This is a genomic window from Chitinophaga sp. CB10, from assembly GCA_001870995.2.
Classification (GTDB): Bacteria; Bacteroidota; Bacteroidia; order Chitinophagales; family Chitinophagaceae; genus Chitinophaga.
This window is the reverse complement of sequence record MLAV02000004.1, coordinates 188,421-214,940: the sequence shown is the minus strand read 5'-3', so window position 1 is coordinate 214,940 and position 26,520 is coordinate 188,421. Positions and strand designations below refer to the sequence as shown.

Sequence of the window (26,520 nt, the reverse complement as noted above, 5' to 3'; positions counted from 1 at the left end):
CAGATTTTTCCGAATGTATTATTGCTTGCTCGAATCCGGAACGGTATGTACTTCTACACCCTGTTCCTGGTTGGCGGCAGGTTGCTGCGGGTGGCCGAAGTCCACTTTCATACGTTCCATCCAGGCGATCATTTGCTGAGCGGCCTGTGCGTCGCGTTTCAGGTCTTCCGTCATCCTGTTGTCCGGCAGCTGGTTGTAGTAGCGCAGCTGCTGGTTGCAATCCTTGATGATCTTATCCGCAATGGCATCGCCTTTTTTGGCGTCGCCGGCCTGGTAGTAAGCGTAGGCTACCTGCAGGGAGGTATAGTTATGCATGTTACCAGGAGAGGTCATCGCGTATGGATAGTTTTCATCCAGGATGTTGGCGTCCATATAGTTCAGGGCTTTCAGGCCTTCGGCTTTCTTGCCGTCAGCAGCCATGGCTACGCCCAGCTTAGCAAATGCCTGGCGGAGGTACAGCAGCATTTTCCTGTTCGGCTCATCGAAGTAAGTACCAGGCGTCTGCGCACCGCCGAAGGCGAATTTGGTCATCATATTATTATACATCACTTCCCTGTTCACGTTGATGTCCATACCGATAGGATCGTTGTTAGGCTCTTTGGCCAGCGGTACGAGGCGGTAAGTCAGTCCGTCAGGGCGGAGATAATCATTCAGGCCCAGGTCAGTAGGGCTGGTGAAGTAGATCGGGCGTTTCCAGTTATTGGTAGCGATGATATCGTACACGGCCAGGTCGTTCTTCACCAGGTAGTTTTTGCTGATCTTGAAAGGAACCTGCGGCAGGATGCGGGCGCTGTCCGCTGCGGACACCACGCCATCTTTCAGCACCTGCTCTTTATCCACCGGGATAAACAGCTGGCGGGTAGGCAGGAAGTTTTCAGAACCGCCGTCCTGGGTATTTACTTTAGCGTTAGGATCATCATTACCCATGAAGGCGATGATTTCTTTCAGGTTAAAGTATTTATCCTGCGGGATATTTCCCGGATCGAAGTAGCGGATAAAGTTGCGGGTTTCGCCGCGGTATTTATCAGGCGTCCAGCTCATCGGAACGGCCGGGCTGTTGTTCACTTTCACGCGCTGCTGATCGATATACCAGTCCACCCCGAGGAGGGAGAGGTTGATCACGCGAACGTCCGTACGGATACCTTCCACTTCCTGTGCATACCAGAGCGGGTAGGTATCGTTATCCCCGACGGTGAAGAGGATGGCATTTGGCGCGCAGGATTCGAGGTAGTCTTTCGCTACGTCCCTGGCAATGGTTTTGGTAGAGCGGTCATGGTCGTCCCATTCCTGGAAGCCCATGAGTACCGGTACTGCCAGCAGGCAGATGGCGGTAGCCAATGCAGGACCGGCGGCGCCTTTCAGGGATTTTTTCAGCCAGTAGTACACCTGCAGTACCCCCAGGCCGATCCAGATCGCGAAAGCGTAGAAGGAGCCTACATAGGCGTAGTCACGTTCACGCGGCTGGTTACCCGGCTGGTTGAGGTATAATACGATGGCAAAGCCTGTAAAGAAGAACAGCAGGGCAACGATGAGCGTGTCCTTGCGGTGGTATTTGTACTGGAAGAAGAACCCGATAATACCGAGGATCAGCGGGAGCATGAACAGGCGGTTGTGCGCTTTGTTCTGCGTGAGGCTGTCCGGCATGGCGGATTGATCGCCATAGAGGAAGTTATCAATGAAAGGAATACCGGAAATCCAGTTACCATCGCGTACGTTACCGTAGCCCTGGGTATCGTTCTGGCGTCCTGCGAAGTTCCAGAGGAAGTAGCGGAAGTACATGAAGTTTACCTGGTATTGCAGGAAGAATTTCACGTTATCGCCGAAGGAAGGTCTTTCACCCTGTTGCAGCCCTAACCAGGAGCGGTAGTAATCAGCATGGCCCTGATCGTTGCTGGCGTCCCATACGCGCGGGAACAGCATCATATCTTCCGGCGCATAAACGGGATCCATTTTCTTACCGGAGATTTCATATTTCTTTTCGCCGCGGGCGTAGATGTTACCGCCTTCTTTGTATTCAGTAGGGCGGGCGGTGAACACCTGACCGTAGATCAGCGGGAAGTCGCCATATTGCTCACGGCCCAGGTAACCTACCAGGGAAATCGGGTTGTCCACGTTGTACATATCCACCGCAGGATTCGCTGTAGAGCGGATCATGGTGGTGATATAGGTGGAATAACCCAGGAGCATGAACAGAATAACTGCGATCGTCAGTTTGCTGAAGTGGAATACCCTGGCGGTGTTGATATTGACGCCAAATGATTTCAGGATGTAAGGGATGGCCAGGAATAAGGCTGCCAGGAAGATTTTGGCAGCGATGCTGGTGCCGGAAACATCGTTGAAAGCAGGGATGATGATAATGCTGGCGATCACGATCAGCGGCGCATAGATACCGAATTTAGGTTTCTTGTAACCGATGATGAGGATGGCGGTGATAGCCACGAAGTAGAAGGTGAATCCGGAGAAGAAGCCGAGGCCGAGGGTATTCACGAAGAATACGTCCATATAGCCGGAAGCTTTGATAGTATCCTGGATAATGAATTTCTGTACGATACCGGTGATGGCGCAACCGATCAGGAATGCCCAGAAAGTACCCCAGGCTGTAACCTTATATTTCCTGAAGTAGTACACCATTACCATAGCCGGGATGGTGAGGAGGTTGAGCAGGTGAACGCCGATGGAGAGGCCGAGCAGGTATGCGATCAGCACGATCCAGCGGTCAGCATAAGGTTCATCCGCTTCATGTTCCCATTTCAGGATGGCCCAGAATACGATCGCAGTGAAGAAGGAAGACATAGCGTACACTTCCCCTTCCACAGCGGAGAACCAGAATGAATCAGAAAAGGTATAGGCCAGTGCGCCCACAGCTCCTGCGCCCATAATAGCGATCATTTTCTCACGGGAGATCTCTTCACCGGCTTTAACCATCAGACGACGGGCGAAGTGAGTGATGGTCCAGAAGAGGAACAGGATGGTGAAACCGGATGCCAGTGCCGACATAGTGTTGACGCCGAGGGCAGCCTGCGATGGTTTCAGGAAAAAGCTGAACAGTCTTCCGAGCAGCACAAACAGTGGCGCTCCTGGCGGGTGGGGGACTTGTACCTTGTAAGCACTTGAGATAAACTCGCCGCAGTCCCACAAGCTGCCGGTGGCCTCCATAGTCTTAATGTAAACAAAGCAGGCAATGATACACACGATCCAGCCCACAATGTTGTTGGTCCTTTTAAAATTCATAAGGTTGTTTTAAGGTCCGACAAAAATAGAAAAAGTAGCAAATTATGCTAATCTGCCGGATAGTTTTAACTTTTTGTAAATATATTTTTATTTGTGACTAATTGGTACACAATGTACTAGATTAAAATTGGCTTAAAAACCTACAAGATGGCAGCCGGCGTAACGCTCCATGCAGCGGGCTTTGCGGCGAACAGCACTTTTGTTTGTGCCCATGTATCGCGGAATAGATCGGATTGCCGGTAGGTTTCCAGGGCTGCTGCCGATTCCCATTTGCTGAAGGTGAAGAAGGTATTACCCGAGTCCGGGTGTTCCCATAATTCCAGGTGCAGGCATCCCGGGAAGTTCCTGATTTGTTGTTGCTGCCGGGCGAACAGTTCCCGGAAGGAGTGTACCTGGTCGGGCAGGAACTCCATTTTAACTAAACGGTTGATCATTGAAAGATGATTCTGACAGTTTGGTAGTATGATAGTTGTTGGAAGCCGGTTGGTTGCGTAAGCTGATCGCGGCGGAAGCCCTGCAGGCCGAACAGTCCGGCTGCGTTGCCTTTATTGATGGCAATTTCCAGGTAACCGGCAGCGTTAAAGAGCGCCAGTTTGGTGCCTTCAGGCACGTCGGCGTAAGTCTCGCTGATCTGGCTGATCACTTCATCGCGGCGGAAGAAGATGCGAAAGCGCCTGTTTTTCCGCTGGGCGGCAAATTGTTCCCTGGTGATGTTGACGACTACGTTCTCGAAGGCGTCGATATGGATGATCTGCCCTTCGATGAAATCATCGCCCACCAGTGGTTGCAGGTTATGTTTAACTACGATCTGCTGGGTGAGGGGCGCCAGCTCGCCGAGCGCGGCCCCTCTGCTCAGTTCGCGGGCGGCGGCGGCCAGTAGTTTTATAATGGAGAAGGTATTCCTTGGTTCGTCTTTGGCCAGGGGAATTTTGATCACCTTTTCGGGCATGCCGCCGGCGATCATGGTAAGCAGGCCGTTATCCGCACAGCCGATGTACTGGCCGTTATGCTCGGCAACCAGCACATGGTCCGGCCTCCGGTCGAACAGGTTGATCAGCACAAAGTGGAAGGTGCCTAAAGGGAAATAGGCGAATGCGCTTTTACAGATATAGGTAGCCTGTGGCAGGTTGAAGGGGCTGATATGATGGGTAATGTCCGTAACGTGACATTCCGGACAGTACTGCCAGAGTTGCCCTTTGATGGCGCCTACCAGGTAATCCTGCAAACCAATGTCTGATGTTAATGTAATAATGGACATGCCCTAATATCTAAATCCCTATCCCTTTAAATCGTAACCACACGCCAATCCTTCACTGCATGATGGCCAGCTTTTATATGCGTCGCTTTCCTGTCAAAAAGAATGCCACTGGTATCAACTGCCACCTGAGTGCAAAGAAAGTTAAAATAATAATGCAATGTTAAATTAACCGCAATATTAAGTATTTGTACGTACTAACGTTAACGGCTAAAGCAGACAATTGTTTATTTTAAAAGGTTATTGCAGGGGGGACCCTGGTTCTTTCCGGAAGTGGTTGAAGACGATGCCATCGAGTAAACCGGGGACCAGTTTGCTCAGCAGCACAGTCAGCTTGCCCTGGGTAGTCAGCACGAGGGTGCGTTTGCGTTTGGCGATAGCTTTGCCTATGCGGGCGGCCACCTCTTCGGCGCTCATGAGCTTATCTTCGTTGAGCGGGGTTTCGCTTTGCGCCTGCCCCTGCGGATTGAGGGCCGTATTGCGGATGTTGGAGGCGGTGAAGCCGGGGCATACCCACATTACGTTAACGCCTGTACGAAGGTTTTCCGTACGCAGCGCTTCCAGGAATCCCTGCATGGCAAACTTGGAGGCGGAGTAGCCGGTACGGGCAGGCAGGCCGCGGTAGCCGGCGATGGAAGATACGCCCACGATAGTACCCTTGTTTTCCAGGATAGAAGGGTAGGCATACTTGGTACAATAAACGGTACCCCAGAAATTGATGTCCATAAGGGATTTCAGCACGCTGAGGTCCAGGTCCCTGAAGAGTGCGCGCATGGAGATGCCGGCATTATTTATCAGCACATCGATTTTCCCGAAGCGTTGGATCACGGCATCAATGAAGGCTTTACAATCGCTTTCGACGCTTACATCGGCTACGAAGGTGAAGACATCTTTGGCGTTCAGTTCATTTTTCATGGCTTCGAGCGCCGCCTGCTTTCTGCCGCAAACGGCTACGTTTGCGCCCTGCTTTACCATTTCGGCTACGAGGGCTTTGCCGATACCAGAGGAACCGCCGGTGATCACAACTGTTTTGTGCTGATAGAAATTATTCATGGGTACGTTTTTGCGCCACAAAAATAGGAGAGAATTAGCTGGAATGAAAATAAATACATGAAACAATTTTTCATAAACTGGAGAAAAAAATTTGGTAGTTATGGGAAATTGTCTACTTTTGCACTCCCGAAACAAACGGGAATGATTCCGTAGCTCAGTTGGTAGAGCAATACACTTTTAATGTATGGGCCCTGGGTTCGAGTCCCAGCGGGATCACAGGCAAGTTACAAACCTCGCGCTTTGCGCGGGGTTTTGTTTTTTTAGTCGAGTGCCGATTGTATAACTTCAATTTCTTCCCCTACTTTATACAGGTTAACGAGCTTTTACTAAGATAAAAAAAGTAACGAAATATTTGAGTGGAGTTAACCTGATTTCAACTAATCATTGAAACAACATTAGTAATTACGCCTGGGTGCTTTGAAGTATTATTAAGTATTCCCTGAATTTAAAAAATACTAATTTCAGACCTGTTAACAATTAATTTTTATACTTATGGAAAAATGCTTAACCCTCCTGTACCTTGTTTTATCCGGCTACATAGGATTTTCTCAAACAGTTACCTGGGGCGAAAATAACTCCAGAACAGAATTTAAAAATGATGCCGGCGCAATGGGCGGTATGTCCGGTTTTTATCAAACAAATGCTGCGGTAAATTACCCGATTGCAACCGAACCAGGCTACTGGTGGCATTTAATGGATGTGCGCCATTCAAGCAGTGAAAATAATTTCGCCATGCAGCTGTCTGCACCTTTTTTCGATCAGAGCTTGTATTACCGATCCGTAGATAATAATCCAAATACGCCCTGGTCTAAGGTACTATTAGTCAGAGATGGTAAAGTGGGGATCCATACAAATACCCCGAAAGCCTTATTTGATGTCGGGTTGTCTACCAACGATCAGAGCCCCAATATCTACACTGCTATCCTTGGACATTTATATGAAGGAAACGGCGATGGAGCCGGCACCTGTCTTGCTGTACGAAGTGGTTCAACCCAGGACCAAACTATCCCTTCATTTAGTATTGAACACAACTTTTATGGTCATCTGAACAGCTCTATTAACTTTTGCCGTGGTGGAGACGCCACCAGTGGATATTTATCATTTGCTACGCTTAACAACCAGGAAAGATTACGCATTGACGCCCTCGGTAATGTTTCTATTGGTACTACCACCCCACAGTCCCTGCTTACTGTCGCAGGAACCATTACCGCCAAAAGAGTAAAGGTGACCGCTTCCGGATGGGCGGACTTCGTCTTCGAAGATTCCTACACCTTACCTTCGTTATATGACCTCGAAAATTTTATTAAAACAAATAAACATCTCCCCGAAATACCAACCGCTACACAAGTGGAAAAGGAAGGAGTGGATCTGGCAGAAATGAATAAAAAACTGCTCCAGAAAGTAGAAGAGCTTACCTTGTACATTATAGATTTGAAGAGGCAGGTAGACGCGCTGGAAGCAAAGGAGCAGCATAAATAAACTTTCCTCTGGTTACCACCGCCAGAACAGGCGTTCGGAATTGCGCGTGAAATGGTGATAAATAGAATTGTCTAAATAGAGAAACCCTGTGCCATGGCACAGGGTTTCGTTTTATGGTTTATTATCAGAAGGGATTGTACCTGATTTGTCCAGCTTGCGGTAAGAGCTTATTTTTGTGCGTTTGATAGCAATGATGTATTTAATGGAAAGCTTCGCAAGCTATCATACTGTACGCTATGGAAAATACTTTCACCACACTCGTGCATTTCATTCGGCAGCAATCCGGTTGTGCCCGCGAAGAAATAAATGAAGACACCCGCTTTGAAACAGACCTCGGTATCTCCGGGGAGGATGGCGAAGAATTAATTATTGCATTCGCAAAGACATTTAATGTCGATATCCGTAATTTCATCTTTTCAAAATACTTTTACCCCGAGCCTGAATTATACAGCCGTGCCACTCCGGAAAAAGAACTGGCGGTAAAGCACCTGCTACAGGCCATTTCCCAGGGCCGCCTGGACGATGAAGTGATTAACCTCGTTTCCTGAACCACCTTTACCGCTGCCTCTCCCCTCTCACCAACATCTCCTCCACCTTCTTCCACACCTCCTCACTATGCTTCCTGACCTTAATCCTCACATACTTCGATGCCGGCATATTACTCTCCTTCACGACATTATTCACTGATACCAGCACATTGGTTTCCGGGAAATAAGTTACCGTATTTCTCTCGGGAACGGGGTAGGGGACAATGATAAATAAAGGCGCTACCCGTTCAATGCCATCATCATAATTAAACAGATCCACCTTATCGCCCGCCTTGAACCCGGCCTTATCAATATCTTTCTGATTCATAAATATCACCCGCCGTTCCTGGTGTACGCCCCGGTAACGGTCGTCCAGGCCATAAATGGTCGTATTAAACTGATCGTGGGTACGGGTGGTGGCCATCATGTATTCATCGGCTTCCAGCCGGTTATCCGGCAGCTCCGTCAACGTGAAAGGGGCGCGGTGATCATACTGCTCCGCGAACTTTTGCTCGTCGCGGGCGGCATTGGGGAGATAAAACCCGCCTTTTTCCCGTATGCGTTTATTGTAATTTTCAAATCCGGGGATGCATTGTTCGATGTCGTCCCGTACGGCATCATAGCTGTCGTGGTAACGCTGCCAGTTCACTACTGCGCGGCTGCCCAGGGTAGCCATAGCCATGCGGCATACAATCTGCGTTTCGTTGAGGAGGTTTGTGGAAACCGGGTCCAGCACGCCTTTGGAATGCTGTACCACGCCCATGGAGTTTTCCGTGGAAATGAATTGCACTGCTCCTTTTACAATATCCTTATCGCTACGGCCGTATGTGGGCAGGATCAGCGCTTCTTTCCCGTGAACCAGGTGCCCGCGGTTTAGCTTGGTGGAAACGCATACCAGCAAGTTGAGCCTGCGCAGGGCGTGCGCGGTATAGGTAGTATCCGGCGTGGCGGACAGAAAATTGCCGCCCATGCAAAACAGCACTTTCACCTTCTCCTCATGCATGGCTTTAATGGCCCTTACCACATCATAGCCATGCTTGCGGGGCATTTTGAATCCAAAAAATTGCTCGAGGCGGTCCAGCTGCTCGTCCGTGGGCTTTTCATCAATCAGCATGGTCCGGTTGCCCTGCACATTGCTATGACCCCTTACCGGGCATACGCCGCCTCCCGGGATGCCGATGCTGCCTTTCAGCAGCAGGATATTCAGGATTTCCCGGATCATATCCACGCCGTTGGGTTGTTGGGTGAGTCCCATACCCCAGCAGACAATAATACGTTTTTTGAAAGCCAGTATCTGTGCCGCTTCCATGATAGCGGCAGGGGCTATCCCGGCTTCCTCCGCAAGGGTATCGAGCTGGTACTTTTCAAACTGCTGAACAAACGCGTCGTATCCTGCTGTCTTATCCCGGATGAAATCCTGGTGCAGCACTTTACCGGGAAATTTCTTTTCAAAATCCAGCAGCAGCAGTTCTATGGCTTTTAACAGGGCCATATCCCCGTTAATTTTCACGGGCAGGTATAAGTCGGCCAGTTTGGCTCCTTCGCCCACCACCCCCGATACGGCCTGCGGGTTGCGAAAGCCCATCAGTCCTGCTTCCGGCAAAGGATTGATGGCAATGATCTTTGCGCCGTTCTTCTTCCCCTTTGCCAATGCGCTCATCATTCTCGGCGCATTGGTGCCGGGATTTTGACCTATGATGACGATTACATCGGTATCATAAAAATCTTCCAGCTTCACCGTGCCTTTGCCGATACCAATGGTAGGGCGGAGGGCAGTGCCGGAGGTTTCGTGGCACATGTTGGAGCAATCGGGCATGTTGAGCGTGCCGAATTCCTTCGCAAAAAGCTGGTAAACAAAAGAGGCTTCATTACTGGTTCTGCCGGAGGTATAAAACGCCGCTTCATCCGGGGAGGCCAGCGCATTCAGGTGCGCGCCGATCTTTTCGAAGGCTTGCTCCCAGCTGACAGGCTGGTAATGCGTTCCGCCGGGTGGCAGGTACATGGGTTCGGTGAGCCGCCCCAGTTTGCCGATCTGGTAATCATCCAGTTTCGCCAGGTCAACGACTGCATTATTTTTAAAGAATTCAGCGGTGAGTTTTTTGGTGGTTGCTTCTTCGGCCAGCGCCTTTGCCCCGTTCTCGCAATATTCCGCAATAGGGGAACGCTCGTCATCGGGATCAGGCCATGCGCAACTGGGGCAATCGAATCCTTTAAACTGGTTCATTTTCAGCAAGGCAAAATTACCCCGGAAGAAGGCTTTTTCTTCCACCAGGTCCTTCATGGCGGCCATCACGGCCGGCACGCCTGCGGCCCAGGTTTTGGGAGGGGTTAGCCGAAGGTCCAGGAGTTTGAAAGGGTTTTCTGCATCAGGCGCTTTCCTAAGCGCCTGTATTATTTCCCCGTCGGTTTTTTGCTGTGGGTGGTCCTGATCTTGCATAAAATAAATTTATGACTGTGTAAGAAGGAGTGGAGTATGGTTTGCGCGTTCGTTTATTCCCGATACCTGACAATCTGCTCTCTAATCATCAAGGATAAAAGCAAAACATTGCCTGGGTGCATCCATTAACAAAGCGCCGGCAGGCATTACTAATTTACAATATTATCCGTTAGCAACATGAAAGAAAAGGGGCTGTTGTATCCACATATTCAAAGAGCAGGAATAGCCCCTTGCGCCATTCCTGCTCCTGCTTCAAAAAATTTTCCTCTAATCCTTACTTCACCTTCTGCACCTTCACTCTTTTATTCCACCCCCTGGCGCTCACTTCCAGCACATAAGTACCTGCCGGCAGTTTCCCCGCATCCAGCATGTACCTGCTCTGCGGCGTCTTCACCACATTCCGCACCTGCGCCCGCCCGTTCATATCATACAGCGTAGCTACATGCATGGTCACGCCCGCCGGGACTGAATAATAGAGCAGTGATTCAAACGGATTCGGAAACACCACTGTTTCAACGGGCGCCTGGTTCATGCCGCTGGTTTTACTACTTACCATCACGGTACCGGCGCTTGCCACCGGCCCTACCACGCTGTAGTTAAACTTCTCCCAGCCATCAATCGTCGTACGCGTACAGGTCATAGCGGCGGCGCCGTTTTCAGAGGATACATACCGGCCGTTGTTGCCACGGAGGGAAATAGTGCCATCGCTGTTTTGAATCCAGTCGAACTGCTCATAGGAGCCTACTGTAGCGCGGTTGCAGGTGATGGCGGTAGTGCCGTTTTCAGAAGATACGTATTTCCCCATGCTGCGCAGGGATATCTTCCCGCCGGTAGCGGCCAGCACGCTGAACTGTTCCCAGGTTTGCGGAGCGGTTCTGTTGCAGCGCATCGCCTGTGTGCCATTCTCCCCGCTAACGTAGAGGTTATTATTTCCCCGGAGGGTGATCACGGAGCCCACCGGCGCAGTTACCGGCGTATTGGCGCTAAATGAAATCCAGTTCAGGTTAAAGCCGCCGGCTACCACCTGCAGTCGCAGCGTTTGCTCGCCGGCGCTGAGGTTAACCGTGGCGTTGACGGTGGTCCAAGTTTGCCATGCGCCGGTTACAGGCAGGGTAGTGGTACAGAGTACGGCGCTGTCCTTTTTCAGTTGCACGGTACCGCCGTTGGTTTGACTCGCCACGCGGAACTGCACATTGTAAGTGCCGGCGGCTGGCACGCTCACTTTGTAATCCAGCCAGTCGCCGGCATCGGTATAGCCTATGTTTAACCCGCCGCCGGTATCCGTAGTGGTTTCTGTTTGGATGCCGCTCATAGCCGTGAAGTTCTCCGCCTGCACGGTGCCGGGTATAGGTATGGCCGGCGCAGGGCCCGCAGGCACGCCGCCGAGCCAGAGCAACCCGTCAATAATAAACCGGTTTTGAATGGCGCTGGCAAAGGTGGAGGATTTGCCCGTGTTGGTGGAATAGTTCATGTCGTTATGCCCGAAGTTGGCATAGAGCATTTTGTAATTCTTGTTGGTCCAGACCACCGGGTAATAACCGTTGTACCAGGACTGGTTAGGGTCCGTGCCCAGCGGGAAGCTGGCGGGGTCGATGGAGCAGAGAATATCGATATTACTGTTGTTGCGCAAGTCGTTGCTCCATGCATACCATTCGCTCACGGCGCTGGTAAACGTAACGGGTAAACGCTGCGTGCTGGGATGCGTTTGGTCTTCGCAACGGAATATAGCCGTGGTAGGGCCCCAGGTGTTACGCTGGAAGTTGCCGGAGCCCAGGAAGGTGTTATGATACCAGCTCCATGCGCCGGCGTTGGTGGTAAATGCGCATACGTGAAATCCCATCCAGGCGCCGCCGTTCTGCATATACGTCTGGAAGGCGGCCCGCTGCGTGGCATTGGTGGGCGCGTCGTCCAGGAAAATCACTACCTGGTATTGCGACAAAAAGCTTGCATTCAGGTTGTTCCAGTTATTGGTGGCTTCGTAAGAAAAGTTGTACTGGGCGGCAATCGTTGGAAACCACTGGTTCGCCTCCTGCACAAAGTTGATATGCGCCGCATCATAAGTACCGTTGTAAAAGGCAATCACTTTAAAGCGCGGCGTTTGCGCCGGTAGCGCCAGGTGCGCCAGCAGCAGGCAACACAGTAAAGCAAGGGACCTGTAAATTTTGGATAAAGGGGGTAGTTTTTGTAACATGGAATTAAGGGTTTAATTGGTTATTAAAACGTGGAATGACGCATAGGAATAACTGTCCGCCACTGCCTGGCGGTATAAAACAGGTAGCATTAGCTACCAACCGTAAATTGACTGGATTATTTCGGGTGGGTGATGTGTTCGTTAGTAAACTTAAAAAATAATACTGATATTATTTTTCCTTTTTTGCAAAATAGGGATATTACTTCCCGATCACTTTCCTGCGATGTAATAAACCCCAGAAGTGCAGCTCGTCCAGCACTTTCTCCAGGGACCTGCCATGCGGCGTGATGGAATATTCCACGGCAGGCGGAAAGCTATCATAGACTTCCCGTTTGATCAGCTTATTGGCCTCCAGGCTTTTCAACTCTTTGGATAAGGTTTTGTCCGTAATCCCGTTCACCTCCCGGGCGATCTGCCGGAAACGCTTCGGCTTTTCCGATAACGCAAATAAGATCAGCACTTTCCATTTCCCTTCAATTGCTTCGATCGCGTCTTTGATAGACAGCATCGTTTTCGGACATCCTGCTTTCGATAACATAGCCTTGTATTTTACGTTACTTTCCATCGGGATAGTGCTATCCAATGGGATAGTAATATCTTTTGGATAGTAAAGGTAGCTATTTTCGCCCTTTCAAAATAACAGCAAGTATGAAAGCATCAAAAACAATGAACGTATGGCTATGGATCGCGCAGGGGCTCCTGGCGGCCGCGCTGCTCCTGACGGGTTTTATGAAACTTTTTCAACCGCAGGCGTTACCGTTCCCCTGGGTGAAGGAGCTCCCGCAACTGGTTGTGTTGACAGGCGTGGCGGATATACTGGGCGGTATTGGTATTATACTGCCGGCCATCCTGCGCATCCGGCCGGGGCTGGTGGTATTGGCCGCCTACGGCATCATCGCGTTGATGGCGGCCGCCATGGTATTCCATATAGCAAGGGGAGAGGCGGCCAGCATTGGTTTTAATATATTCATGACTGTAGTGGCGGGTTTTGTGGCGTGGGGCAGGAGATAGGGGCGCAACCTTTTTCCATGCATTTCAGGGGCAGCCCTGGCTTATCAGCACCTGTGGCAATATACGGCACAAGGCTTTGTTACCACCGTTCACGGACGATGCCACCTGCCGCGGAACACTGATTTTTCCCCCTAAAAAATAAAAATCCGGTCCTACCTTAGCCCTATGGAAAAGCGCGTTATTTTCTTCCTCCTGGACCACATCCACCTGCTGGACCTCGCGGGCGCCGTCACTGTTTTTTATGAGTCGGGCTGCTGCGGGCAACCGTATGAACTGCGCTACGTTTCGCCCTACGAGGCCCCGGGAAGCTCCGCCGGACTTGGGTTTGCCCGGGTGGAGCCGCTGGAAGCCATTACCGTTCAGCGGAACGATATTGTGATCGTGGCCGGCATCGACCTTTCCAAATGGGATCACACGCAGGACCAGCAGTGGATGCCCTGGCTGCAACGTGCGGCCGCCGCCGGGGCCACCGTTTGCTCCGTATGTACGGCGGCGTTTGTGCTGGCTGCCGCAGGGCTCCTCAACGGCCGGGAATGTACGACCCACTGGGCTTATACGAAAGCCCTCGTGGAGCGTTTTCCGCAGACCCGCGTGCTGGAAAACAAGCTGTTTGTCCAGAGCGATAATATTTACACCAGCGCCGGCATTACCACGGGGATCGACCTGGCGCTATACCTCGTTGAAATCGACCATGGGCCTGCCTTTGCGTACACCGTTGCCAGGGATATGGTGGTGTACATCCGGCGGGACGGGGATGCCGCCCAGCACAGCATTCACCTGCAATACCGGCAGCATATCAACCACCAGGTACACCAGGTGCAGGATCACATTGCCCATCACCTGCATACCAAGCTCGCCATCGCGGAACTGGCGGAGCTGGTGTATATGTCGCCCCGCAACCTCACACGCCTCTTCAAAGCCACCACGGGTATTACCATCGGGGATTACATCCGCAACCTCCGGGAAGAAAAGGCTGCCCAGCTGCTGAAAGCCGGTCATAAAATGGCCTGGGTGGCGAAAGCCTGCGGCATTGGCAGCAACCGGCAAATGACGCAACTGGCGCGGAAGGCAGGCTTGGCCGGGTGAAACCGCCGGCCTTAAAATGGCCTGATTTGCACGGGTATTGTCCTTTTGCGCATGGGAGGGGTATATATTTTTGGGAGAGAATTAAGACCCATGAAACAACTCCTTCTCGTCCTCTTGTGCCTTCCTGTGTGGGCCATGCCGCAGCAAAAACCGAATGACTACGTCTGCCCGCCCTGCGGACCTTGCGATTCCATCGTGTATCATGCACCGGGCCTGTGCCCGCATTGCGGGATGACGTTGCAACCGAAGGATACCACGCCTTTGAGCATCTGCTTTTACCTGTACGATGGCACGGAGGTGCTTGATTTTGCAGGGCCGCTGGAAGTATTTTCCTATGCCGGTTTTAAAATTTTTACCGTTGGTAAAACGAAAGCGCCGGTAACGGTGCAGGGTACACTAAAAGTGATACCGGATTATGCTATGGAGGATGCGCCTGCGGCCGACTACTTCGCCATTTTTGGCGGTAGCGACGAGGTGGCGGCCAATGATCCCGCGGTGATTAACTGGATTAAAAGTCGCGACGCTGCTACCAAAGGCTACTTTTCAGTTTGCACCGGGGCTTTTGTACTCGCCAGGGCCGGCCTGTTGGACAACCTGACCGTCACCACCTTCCACAAGAGTATTCAATCCCTGCAAAAAGCGGCGCCGGGCGCAAAAGTGCTGAACAATGTGCGATATGTGGACAATGGCCGGGTGATCACCACGGCCGGTATTTCAGCCGGGATCGACGGGGCGCTTCACCTCGTGGCGCGCCTCCGCGGGGAAGCTGCGGCCCTGCGTATTGCGCAGCATATGGAGTATGATAAGTACGTGCCGGAGCAGGGGATGGTGGTGCGGCAATAGGTTTCGTATTGCCCTACTTTTCTATATTCGGAACAGTTGTGGTGGGTAACGGATTTTTATCCGCTGCCTCATATTTCACAAACCCGTTGTAGTGATACGACTTCTCCGAACCTTCCCCGCATACCGTAAAGAAGATACTGCCGGCGGCTACGGGAAGCGCGTCCAGCTTGCTTTGCAGCCTGGGTTCCCACTTTTCGTATAGCCGCAGGTAACGGTTATCGTTATACTGATTTTGCCTGAAGTAGGCTTCGTTTTCGTTTGCATCCAGCGAGATATATTGCGCGGAAGCAGAGTCATACTTGTATTTGCTGAGATCGGGCGCAAATGAGTTGTAATGCTTGTTCGCATACACCACCTCCGGCTGCTGGGTTGCCGACGCAAAGTATTGGTCCTTCCATTGTTGCGCTTCCTGCCATTGCCGCTGCCCGTCTTCATCCGGGCGCGCCAGTTCAAAGCTGCCCATGTCCGTTTTCAGGACTTTACCATTATTGCTTACTTCCAGGCGGGCGCTGAAATTTTCGTACTCCCGTTTGCGTTGGTTGTAGATGAATACAAAATCGTTGTACCCTTTTTCGTTTTGATACTGCCAGGCAACCGCGCTTTCGGCGATTAAGGAAAATGTCCGCACCAGGCCCGGCTGCTGATGCACAAAAGGCCCGTCAAAACAATTGGCGCCCTCATTAAACACGCGGATGGCCGCAGCCTGATCCAACTGTACCGCTGTGTTTCCCTGCTGGAAACTGACAAAGTTGATCCGCGTACTACCAGGCGCAGCGGGGTTTTTATGGGCATACACGGTAAACAATGGCGGTTGGTCCGGATAAAACAGCAGGTAATCCTTTTCGAACAGGTATTGGCCAAACACTGCGGTAGCATAGCCATACAACATAAACTTCCCGTCCTCAAACAGGCAGATGCCGGCGTTGCCGCCATACCGGCCGGCATGCTGCTGATAGCGCGGGTCCTGCCCGTGGGCGGCGGTTGCCAGTAACAATGCTGCGCAAATGTTCATGATCGTTTTCACTTGAATTAAATTATAGGGTGAATATAGGAAGAGATGAGCGGATCCGTTGCAGGCAATCCAAATTTGCAGGTTTCCGGTTAATTTTCGCAGGCCTGCGTGCCTTATCTTTGTGGCTGCAGTTAATCTATGCAACAAGATCCAATTGAACTGGTACTCGCCAATATAGGCCGCCATATTACGCTTACGCCGGAAGAAAGCCGTTATTTCACGGACCTGCTGAAGCCCGGCCATTACGCCCGCAGGGCTTACCTGCTGCGGGAAGGGGAGGTCTGTGCTGATTTTACTTTCATTGCCGCGGGATGTATGAAAAGTTACCTGCAGGATAAAAATGGAAAGGAACATATCCTCACCTTTGCCGCGCCTGATTGGTGGATTGCGGATATCATGAGTTTTATTACGGGCCGCCCCGGCAACCTGTTCATACAGGCGATTAACGACACGCAAACCCTTGCCTTATCCCGCCGCAACCAGGAAACCCTGCTGCGGGAAATTCCGAAGTTTGAACGCTGCTTCCGCATTCTGACGGAGCGTGCCTTTGCCGCGAGCCAGCAACGGAATATCGACAGCATGAGCCTATCCGCGGTGGAGCGGCTGGAAAAATTCCGCCGGCAATATCCTTACCTGCTGCCCCTGTTGACCGACCAGGAAATCGCTTCCTACATCGGCGTCACGCCTGCTTTCTTTAGCCGCATGCTCAAAAAGCATGACCTGAAAGGGAGATAAGCTGCTATTTTTTTTGTGTTCTTGACCAAGGTCAAGATGCAGGTTTTTCATTGCGGATACATTTGCAGCAATGAAGGCCTTCAGTATTTATCACTCAAAAAAAAATTAAGCTGATATGAAAATAACCGCATTACTGGTTGCATTCATTTCAATCACCCTGGGAGCTGTGGCCCAGCGCCCTGCAAAACAAGCAAACATGGAACAGGCATTGCTCATTGTAGACATTCAGAAAGACTATTTTCCGGGAGGCAATCATCCGCTGAAAGGCCCGGAGGAGGCCGCGCAGCAGGCGGCGAAAGTATTGGCGCATTATCGCAAAAAAGGGATCCCGGTGATTCACATTCAGGGACTTTCCACCAACGAAGGCGCTACTTTTTTCCTGCCCAACACCGAGGGAGTAAAGATACATCCTTCCGTAGCGCCGGCAGCGGGCGAAAAGGTCATTACCAAGCATTATCCGAACGCATTCCGGGAAACGGAATTGCTCGCGTACCTGCACGCGCGCCACATAAAAAAATTAACCATCATGGGCATGATGACGCATGTGTGTATAGACGCTACCGTGAAGGCTGCCAGGGACTATGGCTTTGACTGTACGGTGGTGGCGGATGCGTGCGCTACGCTGGATGTGGAGATACAAGGCCGGAAAGTGGCTGCTGAAGAGGTGCAGCACGCGCTGCTGGGAGCGATGGCGTTTTATTATGCGGACATTAAAACTGCCGCGGAAGTAACGGCGGAATAAGGGAAGAGGGGCGCCCCCGGAGATGTATGCGTTTTATTATTACACCCTTCAGGGGCGGCCCTCTTGATATTGTTTCCCGCTTAGAACGTTGGCGGCGCGGAATTCAGGTCGGAATCGAGGAAGTCGTTGATCATGGGCAGTATCCAGTCAAAATGCTGCATCATCCCGATGTGCGTGGTACCGGGAATTACCGCCAGTCTTGACTTTGGCAGTCCGTGGAAATCGCCTGATTTACCGCCGCCTTTCGCTTTAAACAGCTCAATGGCATGCTCGTAGCGCACTCCATCCGCATCGCCGATGGCGAGGAAGATAGGGGATTGGATGTTTTTCACTTCTTTGGTCCAGTTATAGGGCTTGCGGTCCAGGCTGAGTACTTTATTGATATAGTCGTTAAAGTGAGCAGGATCGTTGCCAAGGCTGTCGTATTGCTTTTCAATAGGCGAGCCTTTGAAAATATCCGGCGTCATGGTGGCGAAGGCGCCTTCTACTTCCGGCAGCCAGCCATCATTGGCATAAGTGGCGGACAGGATCACGAGCCGGCGCACCTGTTCCGGATGGCGGATGGCCACCTGGTAAGCAACGGCGCCACCCATGCTGTAGCCCAATACATCGGCGCTGTCGATTTTGAGGTGTTTGAGCAGGCCGGAAACATCATCGGCCATGCCTTCGCTGGTCAGCGGTCGGTCGATGTCCTTGGTGCGGCCATGGGCCTGCATTTCAGTAACGATCACTTTCCTGTTTTTAGCCATTTGCGGGATAACGGCGGACCAGTTCAGCGGGATGTTCATAAACGCGCCATGCAGCAGTACGATGGGCTTGCCTTCTCCATAGACTTCGTAATACATTTTCAAACCATTGACATCGGCATAGCCTTTTTCAGCAGGCGTAAGAGCGGCAGTTTTGGTGGAATCTTTGCCGGTTGCCGTTGTGGCCGGCTGTGGCGTTTGCTGGCAGGCAGCGAAAAATAGTACCGCTATCAGGAGCTTTTTCATAGTTGTGTAGATTTAGTATTGCAAATATCCGGATTGCGGGATAATTCGCCGATACGCGATTCCGACAATCAGTAGGGTAATTCCGACAAATCCTTATCTTGCCGGCAAATTATTACGTTGCATGCACGAACTGCTGATCAAACAAATGTCTTACCTGGTACGCCTTTCCGCGGAAGAGAAGGAGTGGATTGCGCAAAGGTTTGAGGTGCGGAGCTACCGGAAAAATGAGTATTTCCTCCGGGAAGGGCAGGTTTGCAGGGAAGCCGGTTTTATAGTGGAAGGGCTGGTAAGGTATGTACTTACGAAGGACAGCGGGGAGGAGCTGACGGTGGACTTCAACAAGGAGCTGGAATATACCTGCAATTACGCGAGTTTCCTGGATAAATCGCCGTCCTATACGGCCATTCAGTGCATTGAGCCCACCACGATCATCGTCATCTCCTACGACGGCCTGCAGGAGCTGTACAAGCAGGTGGCGGAGGGGGAAAAGTTTGGCCGCCTGATCTGCGAATTCCTGTATGTGCAGGCGATTAAAAAAATGCGTTCCCTATATACCACCGAGCCGGAAACCAGGTACCTGCAATTCCTGGATGCCTATGCGGACCTGGCGCCGAGGCTGCCCCAGTATTATATTTCCTCTTATGTGGGCGTTAAACCGCCCTCCCTGAGCCGGATCAGGAAGCGGCTTGCGAAATAGCCCGGCTGCTGCCGTCGGTGTTATTGCTCTTTTTCCGTCCGCGCCAAATAGGCTTTGTTGCCCCGCCATTTGTAATAGTTGATGATAAAGCCCTCCGGCCCTTCGTCGTACCGGTAAAATTCCTTTTTAACCGGGTCGAAGGTCAGGTATTCAAAATCATTCAGCTGTTGATGAGGTTCAAATTTTTTCGTGGCGCTATTGAAGAGGAAATAGAGGTAAGAGCCGTCGTATTTGGTTCTTTCCGGGAAATAGATGGGGATTTTCAGGTCAAAGCAGCCGTCGAAATTCAGGTCTTCCAGGATGACTTCCGCCCGGTGGTCAAACAGCACCGCGTCAAAGCCGGCAAGGGATTGCAGCAGTTTGCCTTCGTGGTAAATATCCAGCAGGTTAGTTTTCGTATAGGTGTCTTCGTTACCTCCGGCATTCATCATCCGGCCTTTGTAGGTCCGCAGGCGAAACTCATAGTCGGAGGGGCGCATCAGTCGCAGGCTTTCACGGAGCGTGGCCGTTGTTTGTAACACTGCGCCGGTTGACGGGTTTTTCCATTTTCCGGAGAGAGAGTCAAGGCCGTGGAGGCGGAAGCTGCCCGTTAACAGTGCGTTGCCCTGCGCATTCTGCCGTTGAAAATTTTTTTCTAAAAGGATCAGTGTATCATTTACATTTCTGGTACCGCTTAAGTCCAGCCGGGCATTACGGCCTTTGCTCGTATAATAGTACTCGCCCATAACGGTATCCGTGTTACTGCTGACCAGCAGTTGCATTTCGATAGGGTATTTGCTCACCGCGCCGGTATAGTGATACGTGACGGTGGTGATGGTTTGTGCGTTGGCCGCGAAAGCGCAGCCCAGAATGATTGCGAGGATATTTAATCTTTTCATGATCAGATAAGTAATTAGGCGCAAGGTACGGCAATGCTGTAATTGCGGGTTGGGCGGATCCATATTCGTGGACTTTGGGTGGATATCCGTATGCGGGAAAATAGTATCAGGTTGGGGTAAGATTGGGGATGGGGGTGGAATAATGGGGATGATTGTGTAAATTAACAAGCATTTTGACGGTAGCGTTGTATAGGTTAATGAAGTATTAATTATTGACGGCATGGTCGTCCAGGTTAATGAAGTATTACTGATTGGCGGTATCGTCGTCCACGTTAATGAACACGTTTATGAAGCATTCTTTAGCATCCCGGCTGCTGTTGGCAGCCATTCCCGCGCTCTTCGCGCTGCCCGCTGCGGCGCAGCAATCAGGCGATTTTAAACTCTGGTATGATAAACCGGCGCAAAACTGGAACGAAGCGCTGCCTATTGGCAACGGCCGGCTTGCGGCCATGGTGTTTGGCGGTACCGGTACCGAACGGTTACAGCTAAACGAAGAAACCGTTTGGACGGGCAGGCCGCATAATAATGTGGTGGCGGGCCAGGGCGAGGTGATGCAGGAATTGCGACGGCTGCTGTTTCAGAAGAAGTATGCGGAAGCGCAGCAGTTGTCCCAGGCAAAGATTGGTGCCATTCAAAACGGGATGAGCTACCAGCCGGCGAGCGATCTGCTGCTGTATTTTCCCGGTCATGAAAAAGCTACGGCCTATCAGCGGGAACTCAATATCAGCAAGGCTACCAGCACGGTGAGCTATGAAGTGGACGGGGTAAGGTACACCCGCACGGCCCTTGCTTCGTTTACGGAGAATGTGATGGTGGTGCAGTGTGAAGCTTCCAGAAAGGGAGCGCTGCAGTTCAGCGTCGGACTAACGAGTGCGCATACACGTAGTCGCCGCGAAGTGAAGGATCACCTGCTGCGGCTCAGCGGTATGCCCGGCGTGCTTGAGCAGCTGGAGCCCGTTATTCAATATGAAACCAACGTGAAGGTGGTGGCGCCGGATGGCAAGGTAGGCTATACGGATAGCAGCATCACCGTCACTGGCGCCACGCGCGCTACGGTGTATATATCCATCGGTACGAACTTTAATAATTTCAGGGAGGTGAACGGGGATGCGCACCAGCGTTCTTTGGCTTACCTGGCAAAAGGCAGCAGCAAGCCTTTTGAGCAGATACGCCGGCTGCATGAGCAGTTTTATGCGCGGTACTTCAACCGGGTAGGCCTGTATTTAGGCGAGGCTACTACGGCGAACCTCTCAACGGACGAGCGGGTGAAGCAATTCAGTCGCACCCAGGACCCGCAGTTGATAGCACTGTATTTCCAGTTTGGCCGCTACCTGCTCATTTCCGGATCGCAGCCGGGCGGTCAGCCGACGAACCTGCAAGGCAAGTGGAACAACAAGACCAACCCGGCGTGGGACAGCAAGTACACGATCAACATCAATACGGAAATGAATTACTGGCCATCCGAGGTGACGAACCTGAGCGAGCTGGGCGAGCCGCTGTTCCGTATGCTGCAGGACCTGGCGGTAACGGGGCAGGAGAGCGCGCAAAAGCTCTATCACGCCCGCGGATGGGTGGCGCATCATAACACGGACCTCTGGCGCATTACCGGCCCGGTGGATGGCGGCTTTTACGGCATGTGGCCAATGGGCGGCGCCTGGCTTACGCGGCATTTATGGGAGCATTACCTGTACACGGGGGATAAGGCTTTCCTGAAAGCGGTATATCCGGTAATGAAAGGCGCTGCCATGTACTATGTGGATGCGTTGCAGCGGGAGCCGGATCATGGCTGGCTGGTGGTGAGCCCTTCTATGTCGCCGGAGAATACGTATATGAAAGACAGTGCCGGCCATGGCATTGGGCTTAGTTACGGCACTACGATGGATAACCAGATTGTATCCGAGTTATTTTATAACACGATCCAGGCCGGCAAAATCACCGGCGCGGATCCTTTATTCACGGACACGCTGGTACAAAAACGCGCACAGCTCCCACCGATGCAGATAGGCCGCTTTGGCCAGCTGCAGGAGTGGATCAACGACTGGGACCACCCGAACGACCGGCACCGGCATATTTCGCATTTGTACGGGCTGTACCCATCCAACCAGATTTCGCCGGTGCATACGCCGGCGCTGTTCAGGGCGGCGAACAATACGCTGGTGAGTCGCGGCGATATTTCCACCGGTTGGAGCATGGGCTGGAAAGTGAACTTCTGGGCGCGCATGAAAGATGGCAACCACGCGCTGAAGCTGATCACCAACCAGCTGAACCTCGTAACTCCCGAGATGCAGATCGGCCAGGGCGGCGGCACTTATCCCAACCTGTTTGACGCGCATCCGCCCTTCCAGATAGATGGCAACTTCGGTTGTACGGCTGGTATTGCGGAGATGTTATTGCAGAGTCATGATGGGGCGGTGGAGATTCTGCCTGCGCTTCCGGACAGCTGGAAGGACGGCAGCGTTACGGGCCTGAAGGCGCGGGGTGGCTATACGGTATCCATCACCTGGAAGAACAACAAGCCCGAAAAGGTAACGGTAACGGCTACACTGGGCGGCAACCTGCGGCTGCGGTTAGCGGAGGCGTGGCAGCCGGCGGCGCCTGGCCTCAGCGCTGCCAAGGGGGAGAATACGAACCCGTTTTACCAGGTGATGGACGTGGCGGAACCGCTGGTATCGAAGGAGGCGCCGGCAGTGGAGGCGGCGGTGTTGCGGACGCGGGATTATGACCTGGCTACGGCTGCGGGGAAGACGTATGTGATTACGTTCAGGTAGTTTTTGAGTGGAGGTTGGTTTTGGATGATTTTGAAATTGATGAAAAAAATTTGGCAGTAATAAATATTTTTCTACTTTTGCACTCCCGAAACAAACGGGAATGATTCCGTAGCTCAGTTGGTAGAGCAATACACTTTTAATGTATGGGCCCTGGGTTCGAGTCCCAGCGGGATCACAGACAACTTTTAAAACCTGCGCTGGCCGCAGGTTTTGCTTTTTTAGTTGATCGTTTAGTTGAGTTCCTTTTATATAACCCCAATTTCTTTCCCGTACTTTATACAGGTTAATCAGCTTTTACTAAGATATGAAATATTCATATTGAAATTTACTCCATTTCTCGATGCTGCATCGCTTGTATATAGGAATCATTTTAAATGAAAGACGCTCCTACCTTGCAATAGGAGGAACTAGATTATTTTTTTGTAGCATTATATTTAATGCCCCAGTTATTTAGCAGAGGGTAATTATCGACGATCTTCAGCGATATCTCTTTGTGAAATAAAAATGGCTGTTTGAATAACAGCCAATTCTATCACCAAAGTCGTCGTATTTTATTTTCGATAAACTACTTCACTAATTTCATCATCAGAAAGTGGGGTGATTTTGTCAATTGAATCTAGCCAATAATCATGCACAATATCTGGATGTTCTAATAGCCATTTGGTTAACTCATCCTTTTTTGCACCCAAAGACTCATCAAAATCCTTCTTGAGAATTGTATTGTTTTTGCCATTACGTGGGATGCCTTTGATGAACTTTCTGTTACCTTTTTCCAAAATATAGTTTCTCGCAAAGCGGAAGAAACAGTTGAAATTGGAGTTAGCATCAGTGTCTCGGCTGACAAAATGCTTAGGGACGAATATTATTGGCTTGTCAATTCCTCCATCATTGAAAACTGGTAGTTCAAGAGATCTATTTTCCCATCCCAACGTTGCTGGATTCAAAATATTCTTTTGCATCACTTTTTTCATCGGAATGGCCAATGAGCGACATTGTTTTTGGGTAAATTCAATCAGGAATTGCTTAATGACTTTCGTCGTAATGTCGGAAATTCTATCAATGCCAACATTCGGTATGAAAAACGAAATATCGCTGAGATTAGAAACTTTATTCGCCTTAATCACGGGATTATTGGCGATGGAATCAATCAATTCCTTCTTAATCTGAGGGCCAGCCGATTTCCCGTTTGAATTATCCTCTCCGTAGCCCAACCGCGTTTCTTTAGGTTCTTCAACACCATTAAGAAGCTCAGAGGTTCGACGGTGATTGCTGGCGGCAATACTTGCGACTAGGTTGCCAAAAAATTTATACAAACAATCTTTTACCTGCTCATCGTCTCTTACAGAAGAGTTTTCGATATGCCGGGGATCTACGAAAAGAAGGTTGTCATCATCAAGAACAACATCCACAAAAGGTAATTTGTCTTGTTTTGTTTTTAATTTAAAATAGGTACTAATGTTTGTCATTTAATAAGAATTAGTTGTTCGCTTGTAGTTTCCCTCACGTGTAAAAAGCGAAATATTTCCGAGACCTCAATTTGACTAATAATTTGGTTGTTTTAGAAAAAACACCTAATCTTGCAGTCCAATTTGGTATCCACTAGGATGAGCAGCCTATGGGGTGGGGGTCTAATCCATGCTCCTTTTCAATCAAGCTCTGCCTACAGTTTTTATAGCTGTTGTCTCCAATTTATATGCCATGTGTTATTTCACAAGGCTTTTGCCATTTTGTCACTGCCAAAATGGCAGTATGTCATTATTTTCTTTTTGATAACTATTCCTAGTAGCGATTTTCAAACCTTTTCTTACTTCTCTTATCCGCTATTAGTGCGAGTTCTTGTTCAAATGAGGCAAAATATTCAGTTTGTGTTATAGTTGTCCTTTTATGTCAGTCTACAATGCGCTCAATAACTTGGCATTATTTAGATAATGGATAAAGCTATCGTGATTGCTCAAGCCAATTTCGAAAAATGTAATCTTAGATTACGGTGTCCCCAAAAAATAACTCCGATTTTATGTTGGGTGCATCGCTTTGGGTAAAATTCAAAATATTCAAAATTTACGCCCGTTTTTATTGAATCGTCAGTAAAGAAAAGGTAAAAATAGTTTTGGGTACAGCCTAGTTGATTTCGTATGTTCATAGGCATTATTGTTTTTTAACCTAACATATGAATATGAGAAGTTTGAACATGAAGCAGTTGAAATCCTTTTTCACCTTCGACCTCCCCGTTAAATACAGTTACATTTATTCCCGCTTTCGTAAAACTCATGAAGAGCAGCGCGGTATTTATGCCAGTTGGCCGGCAGAGGCAACGCGCCGCCAGTTGATCAATGAGTATTGGAGTAATGCACTTTGGCATTATTTGCTTTTAGTTGTTGTAGCCGCTGTTGCTGTCTGGTTTCACAATGGTCAATTGAATGGTATGTATATGCTTGTCGGCGTGACGTTGGGGATAGTGGCGTATCTGCCATTGTATTTCATTCTTTATCGGCCCATCTTTACCGGCGATTTTTTGCCAAAGCTGGAAACGGTGATAGCAGCGTATGAAGGCCGCGAACGCGAATGGCTGGAAAAGTGTAAACAAGACCAATTAACAAATCGTGCTTTGGTTCTTTTTTTCTACGCATTTGACAAAACCAGCAAAGCCAACTATCTAACCCCCAGTGATAAATGCGCAGACCTGTTGCACAAAATTTTCGGGTCAAGCCCTGATGGAATCAAAAAAGCACTTGACCTGATCTTTAAGAAGGATAAGCGGGCAAAATTGGAACATCGCCATCTTGTTGAAGTGGGCAAAAGTTTTGAAGAAGCCTATGCTATCTTAGAAGCAATGCAATTTGATGAAGGTATCCAACGGCTAAAGCATTTGGAGCAACAATTTCAAAGGCCGTAATATCATAAGGCCAAACCCTTCCTTTTTCCGCCAAACAAGTATACTTAACCTGTTTTCTTTTTCCTTAGCAACCATATTTGCCGTATAAATCGGTGTATTATGGAAAAGAGAGAAAGAAATGTGCAGACGGCTGCGCCAATGCTGTTCCCAATTGAGCTGGAACAGTTTTGGCAAATGCTGCGTGTATTGGTGCGAGAAGAAGTCAGCCAACTGGAAAGGCAGTCGGTATGTACCCCGGCATATGATACCCCCGGCCTCACCTATAAGCCCCTCTATAAAATCGGTGAGGTCTGTCAACTATTTCAGGTTACCAATCTACCATTTACGACTGGATAAAGCACGGCAAACTAAAGCCGTACAAAATCCGGTCGAGGGTCTATTTTCTTTGGAACGACATTCAGCAACTATTACAGCCCGGAGAACAGCCGAAAGAATGACAGGCAGCGTTGCTACCTGTCGTGAAGATCGGGCGGGGCTGCTCCACGCAGGCCCCACCCGCGAAGATCGGACGGGCAGCCTTCGGCATCCCGTCCGGGGAGATAGTACAGGCGCGTTGCCACCTGTACGCGGAGATCAGGCGGGGCTGCTCCACGCAGGCCCCACCCGCGAAGATTGAACGGGCCGCCTTCGGCATCCCGTTCGCGGATTCGGAACGGGCTTCGCTCCGTTAGCGAGCGGTGTTTTTGCTGC

Annotated in this window: 23 protein-coding genes and 2 tRNA genes; 14 read left to right on the top strand and 11 right to left on the bottom strand. The window is 50.5% G+C overall.

Annotation, left to right across the window (positions count from 1 at the left end):
• Nucleotides 1–18: 18 nt before the first annotated feature.
• The 4 genes from BOC67_RS08100 to BOC67_RS08085 all read right to left on the bottom strand — a co-directional run bounded on the left by BOC67_RS08100 (nt 19) and on the right by BOC67_RS08085 (nt 5,539).
• Nucleotides 19–3,231, bottom strand: coding sequence for a DUF2723 domain-containing protein (locus tag BOC67_RS08100; protein WP_291909158.1), 3,213 nt, complete (start codon nt 3,229–3,231; stop codon nt 19–21).
• A gap of 140 nt (nt 3,232–3,371) precedes the next feature.
• The gene (locus tag BOC67_RS08095) at nt 3,372–3,665 is read right to left on the bottom strand and encodes an antibiotic biosynthesis monooxygenase (RefSeq protein ID WP_291909156.1); all 294 of its coding nucleotides are present in this window, start codon (nt 3,663–3,665) and stop codon (nt 3,372–3,374) included.
• Nucleotides 3,662–4,489, bottom strand: coding sequence for an SAM-dependent chlorinase/fluorinase (locus BOC67_RS08090; protein WP_291909155.1), 828 nt, complete (start codon nt 4,487–4,489; stop codon nt 3,662–3,664). Before BOC67_RS08090 ends, BOC67_RS08095 begins: the two co-directional genes overlap by 4 nt.
• 237 nt (nt 4,490–4,726) lie before the next feature.
• Nucleotides 4,727–5,539: an SDR family oxidoreductase gene (locus BOC67_RS08085; RefSeq protein ID WP_291909153.1), complete on the bottom strand. Its 813-nt coding sequence runs from the start codon at nt 5,537–5,539 to the stop codon at nt 4,727–4,729.
• Nucleotides 5,540–5,682: 143 nt separating this feature from the next.
• Here BOC67_RS08085 and BOC67_RS08080 point away from each other — a divergent pair.
• From BOC67_RS08080 to BOC67_RS08070, 3 genes are all read left to right on the top strand, one after another.
• A tRNA-Lys gene (locus BOC67_RS08080) sits at nt 5,683–5,755 on the top strand.
• 276 nt (nt 5,756–6,031) lie between these two features.
• Complete coding sequence (locus BOC67_RS08075; protein ID WP_291909152.1) at nt 6,032–7,018, top strand: pyocin knob domain-containing protein; 987 nt, start codon at nt 6,032–6,034, stop codon at nt 7,016–7,018.
• A gap of 236 nt (nt 7,019–7,254) precedes the next feature.
• Entirely contained in the window at nt 7,255–7,566 is a 312-nt protein-coding gene (locus tag BOC67_RS08070; protein ID WP_291909151.1) for a DUF1493 family protein, read from the top strand.
• A gap of 7 nt (nt 7,567–7,573) precedes the next feature.
• On the opposite strand, the gene BOC67_RS08065 is transcribed toward BOC67_RS08070, so the two are convergent.
• The 3 genes from BOC67_RS08065 to BOC67_RS08055 all read right to left on the bottom strand — a co-directional run bounded on the left by BOC67_RS08065 (nt 7,574) and on the right by BOC67_RS08055 (nt 12,711).
• Nucleotides 7,574–9,982 (bottom strand): FdhF/YdeP family oxidoreductase, encoded by a 2,409-nt coding sequence (locus BOC67_RS08065; protein ID WP_291909148.1) that lies wholly within the window; start codon nt 9,980–9,982, stop codon nt 7,574–7,576.
• Nucleotides 9,983–10,256: 274 nt separating this feature from the next.
• Nucleotides 10,257–12,173, bottom strand: a complete 1,917-nt coding sequence (locus tag BOC67_RS08060) for a carbohydrate-binding protein (RefSeq protein ID WP_291909146.1) — start codon at nt 12,171–12,173, stop codon at nt 10,257–10,259.
• Nucleotides 12,174–12,372: 199 nt separating this feature from the next.
• Complete coding sequence (locus BOC67_RS08055) at nt 12,373–12,711, bottom strand: helix-turn-helix domain-containing protein (protein WP_291909144.1); 339 nt, start codon at nt 12,709–12,711, stop codon at nt 12,373–12,375.
• A gap of 110 nt (nt 12,712–12,821) precedes the next feature.
• Between BOC67_RS08055 and BOC67_RS08050 the strand changes: the two genes are divergently transcribed.
• The 3 genes from BOC67_RS08050 to BOC67_RS08040 all read left to right on the top strand — a co-directional run bounded on the left by BOC67_RS08050 (nt 12,822) and on the right by BOC67_RS08040 (nt 15,113).
• Entirely contained in the window at nt 12,822–13,184 is a 363-nt protein-coding gene (locus tag BOC67_RS08050) for a DoxX family protein (protein WP_291909142.1), read from the top strand.
• Between the two features lie 165 nt (nt 13,185–13,349).
• The gene (locus tag BOC67_RS08045) at nt 13,350–14,270 is read left to right on the top strand and encodes a DJ-1/PfpI family protein (RefSeq protein ID WP_291909140.1); all 921 of its coding nucleotides are present in this window, start codon (nt 13,350–13,352) and stop codon (nt 14,268–14,270) included.
• Between the two features lie 90 nt (nt 14,271–14,360).
• Nucleotides 14,361–15,113, top strand: coding sequence for a DJ-1/PfpI family protein (locus tag BOC67_RS08040; protein WP_291909137.1), 753 nt, complete (start codon nt 14,361–14,363; stop codon nt 15,111–15,113).
• 13 nt (nt 15,114–15,126) lie between these two features.
• Here the strand turns inward: BOC67_RS08040 and BOC67_RS08035 are convergent, their stop codons facing one another.
• Entirely contained in the window at nt 15,127–16,125 is a 999-nt protein-coding gene (locus tag BOC67_RS08035) for a hypothetical protein (RefSeq protein ID WP_291909136.1), read from the bottom strand.
• Nucleotides 16,126–16,263: 138 nt separating this feature from the next.
• On the opposite strand from BOC67_RS08035, the gene BOC67_RS08030 reads away from it, so the two are divergent.
• Nucleotides 16,264–16,860, top strand: coding sequence for a Crp/Fnr family transcriptional regulator (locus tag BOC67_RS08030; protein ID WP_291909135.1), 597 nt, complete (start codon nt 16,264–16,266; stop codon nt 16,858–16,860).
• A 115-nt stretch (nt 16,861–16,975) separates the two neighbouring features.
• Complete coding sequence (locus tag BOC67_RS08025; protein ID WP_291909133.1) at nt 16,976–17,602, top strand: cysteine hydrolase family protein; 627 nt, start codon at nt 16,976–16,978, stop codon at nt 17,600–17,602.
• Between the two features lie 80 nt (nt 17,603–17,682).
• Here BOC67_RS08025 and BOC67_RS08020 read toward each other — a convergent pair whose 3' ends face one another.
• On the bottom strand, nt 17,683–18,594 hold the full coding sequence (locus tag BOC67_RS08020) for an alpha/beta hydrolase (protein WP_291909130.1): 912 nt from the start codon (nt 18,592–18,594) through the stop codon (nt 17,683–17,685).
• Nucleotides 18,595–18,715: 121 nt separating this feature from the next.
• Here BOC67_RS08020 and BOC67_RS08015 point away from each other — a divergent pair, with 121 nt between their 5' ends.
• Nucleotides 18,716–19,291 carry a Crp/Fnr family transcriptional regulator gene (locus BOC67_RS08015; RefSeq protein ID WP_291909128.1) on the top strand — a complete coding sequence of 192 codons (576 nt, stop codon included), beginning with the start codon at nt 18,716–18,718 and terminating at the stop codon, nt 19,289–19,291.
• Nucleotides 19,292–19,311: 20 nt separating this feature from the next.
• On the opposite strand, the gene BOC67_RS08010 is transcribed toward BOC67_RS08015, so the two are convergent.
• Nucleotides 19,312–20,169: a hypothetical protein gene (locus BOC67_RS08010; RefSeq protein ID WP_291909126.1), complete on the bottom strand. Its 858-nt coding sequence runs from the start codon at nt 20,167–20,169 to the stop codon at nt 19,312–19,314.
• 287 nt (nt 20,170–20,456) lie between these two features.
• Between BOC67_RS08010 and BOC67_RS08005 the strand changes: the two genes are divergently transcribed.
• Both BOC67_RS08005 and BOC67_RS08000 read left to right on the top strand, forming a co-directional pair.
• A complete protein-coding gene (locus tag BOC67_RS08005) occupies nt 20,457–22,937 on the top strand; it encodes a glycoside hydrolase family 95 protein (protein ID WP_291909124.1) in 2,481 nt (826 codons plus the stop codon).
• Nucleotides 22,938–23,039: 102 nt separating this feature from the next.
• Nucleotides 23,040–23,112 (top strand) — tRNA-Lys (locus BOC67_RS08000).
• A gap of 376 nt (nt 23,113–23,488) precedes the next feature.
• On the opposite strand, the gene BOC67_RS07995 is transcribed toward BOC67_RS08000, so the two are convergent.
• Nucleotides 23,489–24,403: a hypothetical protein gene (locus BOC67_RS07995; RefSeq protein WP_291909122.1), complete on the bottom strand. Its 915-nt coding sequence runs from the start codon at nt 24,401–24,403 to the stop codon at nt 23,489–23,491.
• A gap of 722 nt (nt 24,404–25,125) precedes the next feature.
• Between BOC67_RS07995 and BOC67_RS07990 the strand changes: the two genes are divergently transcribed.
• From BOC67_RS07990 to BOC67_RS25390, 3 genes are all read left to right on the top strand, one after another.
• Nucleotides 25,126–25,830, top strand: a complete 705-nt coding sequence (locus BOC67_RS07990; protein ID WP_291909120.1) for a hypothetical protein — start codon at nt 25,126–25,128, stop codon at nt 25,828–25,830.
• Between the two features lie 99 nt (nt 25,831–25,929).
• The gene (locus BOC67_RS07985; RefSeq protein WP_291909118.1) at nt 25,930–26,166 is read left to right on the top strand and encodes a hypothetical protein; all 237 of its coding nucleotides are present in this window, start codon (nt 25,930–25,932) and stop codon (nt 26,164–26,166) included.
• A complete protein-coding gene (locus tag BOC67_RS25390; RefSeq protein WP_367115549.1) occupies nt 26,121–26,267 on the top strand; it encodes a helix-turn-helix domain-containing protein in 147 nt (48 codons plus the stop codon). Before BOC67_RS07985 ends, BOC67_RS25390 begins: the two co-directional genes overlap by 46 nt.
• Nucleotides 26,268–26,520 lie beyond the last annotated feature (253 nt).

Excerpts from the sequence above, each read along its gene's own strand:
- BOC67_RS08095 (WP_291909156.1), bottom strand. The coding sequence starts at position 3,665 with ATGATCAACCGTTTAGTTAAAATGGAGTTCCTGCCCGACCAGGTACAC.
- BOC67_RS08030 (WP_291909135.1), top strand. The coding sequence starts at position 16,264 with ATGCAACAAGATCCAATTGAACTGGTACTCGCCAATATAGGCCGCCAT.
- BOC67_RS08045 (WP_291909140.1), top strand. The coding sequence starts at position 13,350 with ATGGAAAAGCGCGTTATTTTCTTCCTCCTGGACCACATCCACCTGCTG.
- BOC67_RS08055 (WP_291909144.1), bottom strand. The coding sequence starts at position 12,711 with ATGTTATCGAAAGCAGGATGTCCGAAAACGATGCTGTCTATCAAAGAC.
- BOC67_RS08100 (WP_291909158.1), bottom strand. The coding sequence starts at position 3,231 with ATGAATTTTAAAAGGACCAACAACATTGTGGGCTGGATCGTGTGTATC.
- BOC67_RS08025 (WP_291909133.1), top strand. The coding sequence starts at position 16,976 with ATGAAAATAACCGCATTACTGGTTGCATTCATTTCAATCACCCTGGGA.
- BOC67_RS08050 (WP_291909142.1), top strand. The coding sequence starts at position 12,822 with ATGAAAGCATCAAAAACAATGAACGTATGGCTATGGATCGCGCAGGGG.
- BOC67_RS08065 (WP_291909148.1), bottom strand. The coding sequence starts at position 9,982 with ATGCAAGATCAGGACCACCCACAGCAAAAAACCGACGGGGAAATAATA.
- BOC67_RS07995 (WP_291909122.1), bottom strand. The coding sequence starts at position 24,403 with ATGACAAACATTAGTACCTATTTTAAATTAAAAACAAAACAAGACAAA.
- BOC67_RS08060 (WP_291909146.1), bottom strand. The coding sequence starts at position 12,173 with ATGTTACAAAAACTACCCCCTTTATCCAAAATTTACAGGTCCCTTGCT.
- BOC67_RS08005 (WP_291909124.1), top strand. The coding sequence starts at position 20,457 with ATGAAGCATTCTTTAGCATCCCGGCTGCTGTTGGCAGCCATTCCCGCG.
- BOC67_RS08090 (WP_291909155.1), bottom strand. The coding sequence starts at position 4,489 with ATGTCCATTATTACATTAACATCAGACATTGGTTTGCAGGATTACCTG.
- BOC67_RS08085 (WP_291909153.1), bottom strand. The coding sequence starts at position 5,539 with ATGAATAATTTCTATCAGCACAAAACAGTTGTGATCACCGGCGGTTCC.
- BOC67_RS08010 (WP_291909126.1), bottom strand. The coding sequence starts at position 20,169 with ATGAAAAGATTAAATATCCTCGCAATCATTCTGGGCTGCGCTTTCGCG.
- BOC67_RS08020 (WP_291909130.1), bottom strand. The coding sequence starts at position 18,594 with ATGAAAAAGCTCCTGATAGCGGTACTATTTTTCGCTGCCTGCCAGCAA.
- BOC67_RS08015 (WP_291909128.1), top strand. The coding sequence starts at position 18,716 with ATGCACGAACTGCTGATCAAACAAATGTCTTACCTGGTACGCCTTTCC.
- BOC67_RS08040 (WP_291909137.1), top strand. The coding sequence starts at position 14,361 with ATGAAACAACTCCTTCTCGTCCTCTTGTGCCTTCCTGTGTGGGCCATG.
- BOC67_RS07990 (WP_291909120.1), top strand. The coding sequence starts at position 25,126 with ATGAAGCAGTTGAAATCCTTTTTCACCTTCGACCTCCCCGTTAAATAC.
- BOC67_RS08070 (WP_291909151.1), top strand. The coding sequence starts at position 7,255 with ATGGAAAATACTTTCACCACACTCGTGCATTTCATTCGGCAGCAATCC.
- BOC67_RS08075 (WP_291909152.1), top strand. The coding sequence starts at position 6,032 with ATGGAAAAATGCTTAACCCTCCTGTACCTTGTTTTATCCGGCTACATA.
- BOC67_RS08035 (WP_291909136.1), bottom strand. The coding sequence starts at position 16,125 with ATGAACATTTGCGCAGCATTGTTACTGGCAACCGCCGCCCACGGGCAG.
- BOC67_RS07985 (WP_291909118.1), top strand. The coding sequence starts at position 25,930 with ATGGAAAAGAGAGAAAGAAATGTGCAGACGGCTGCGCCAATGCTGTTC.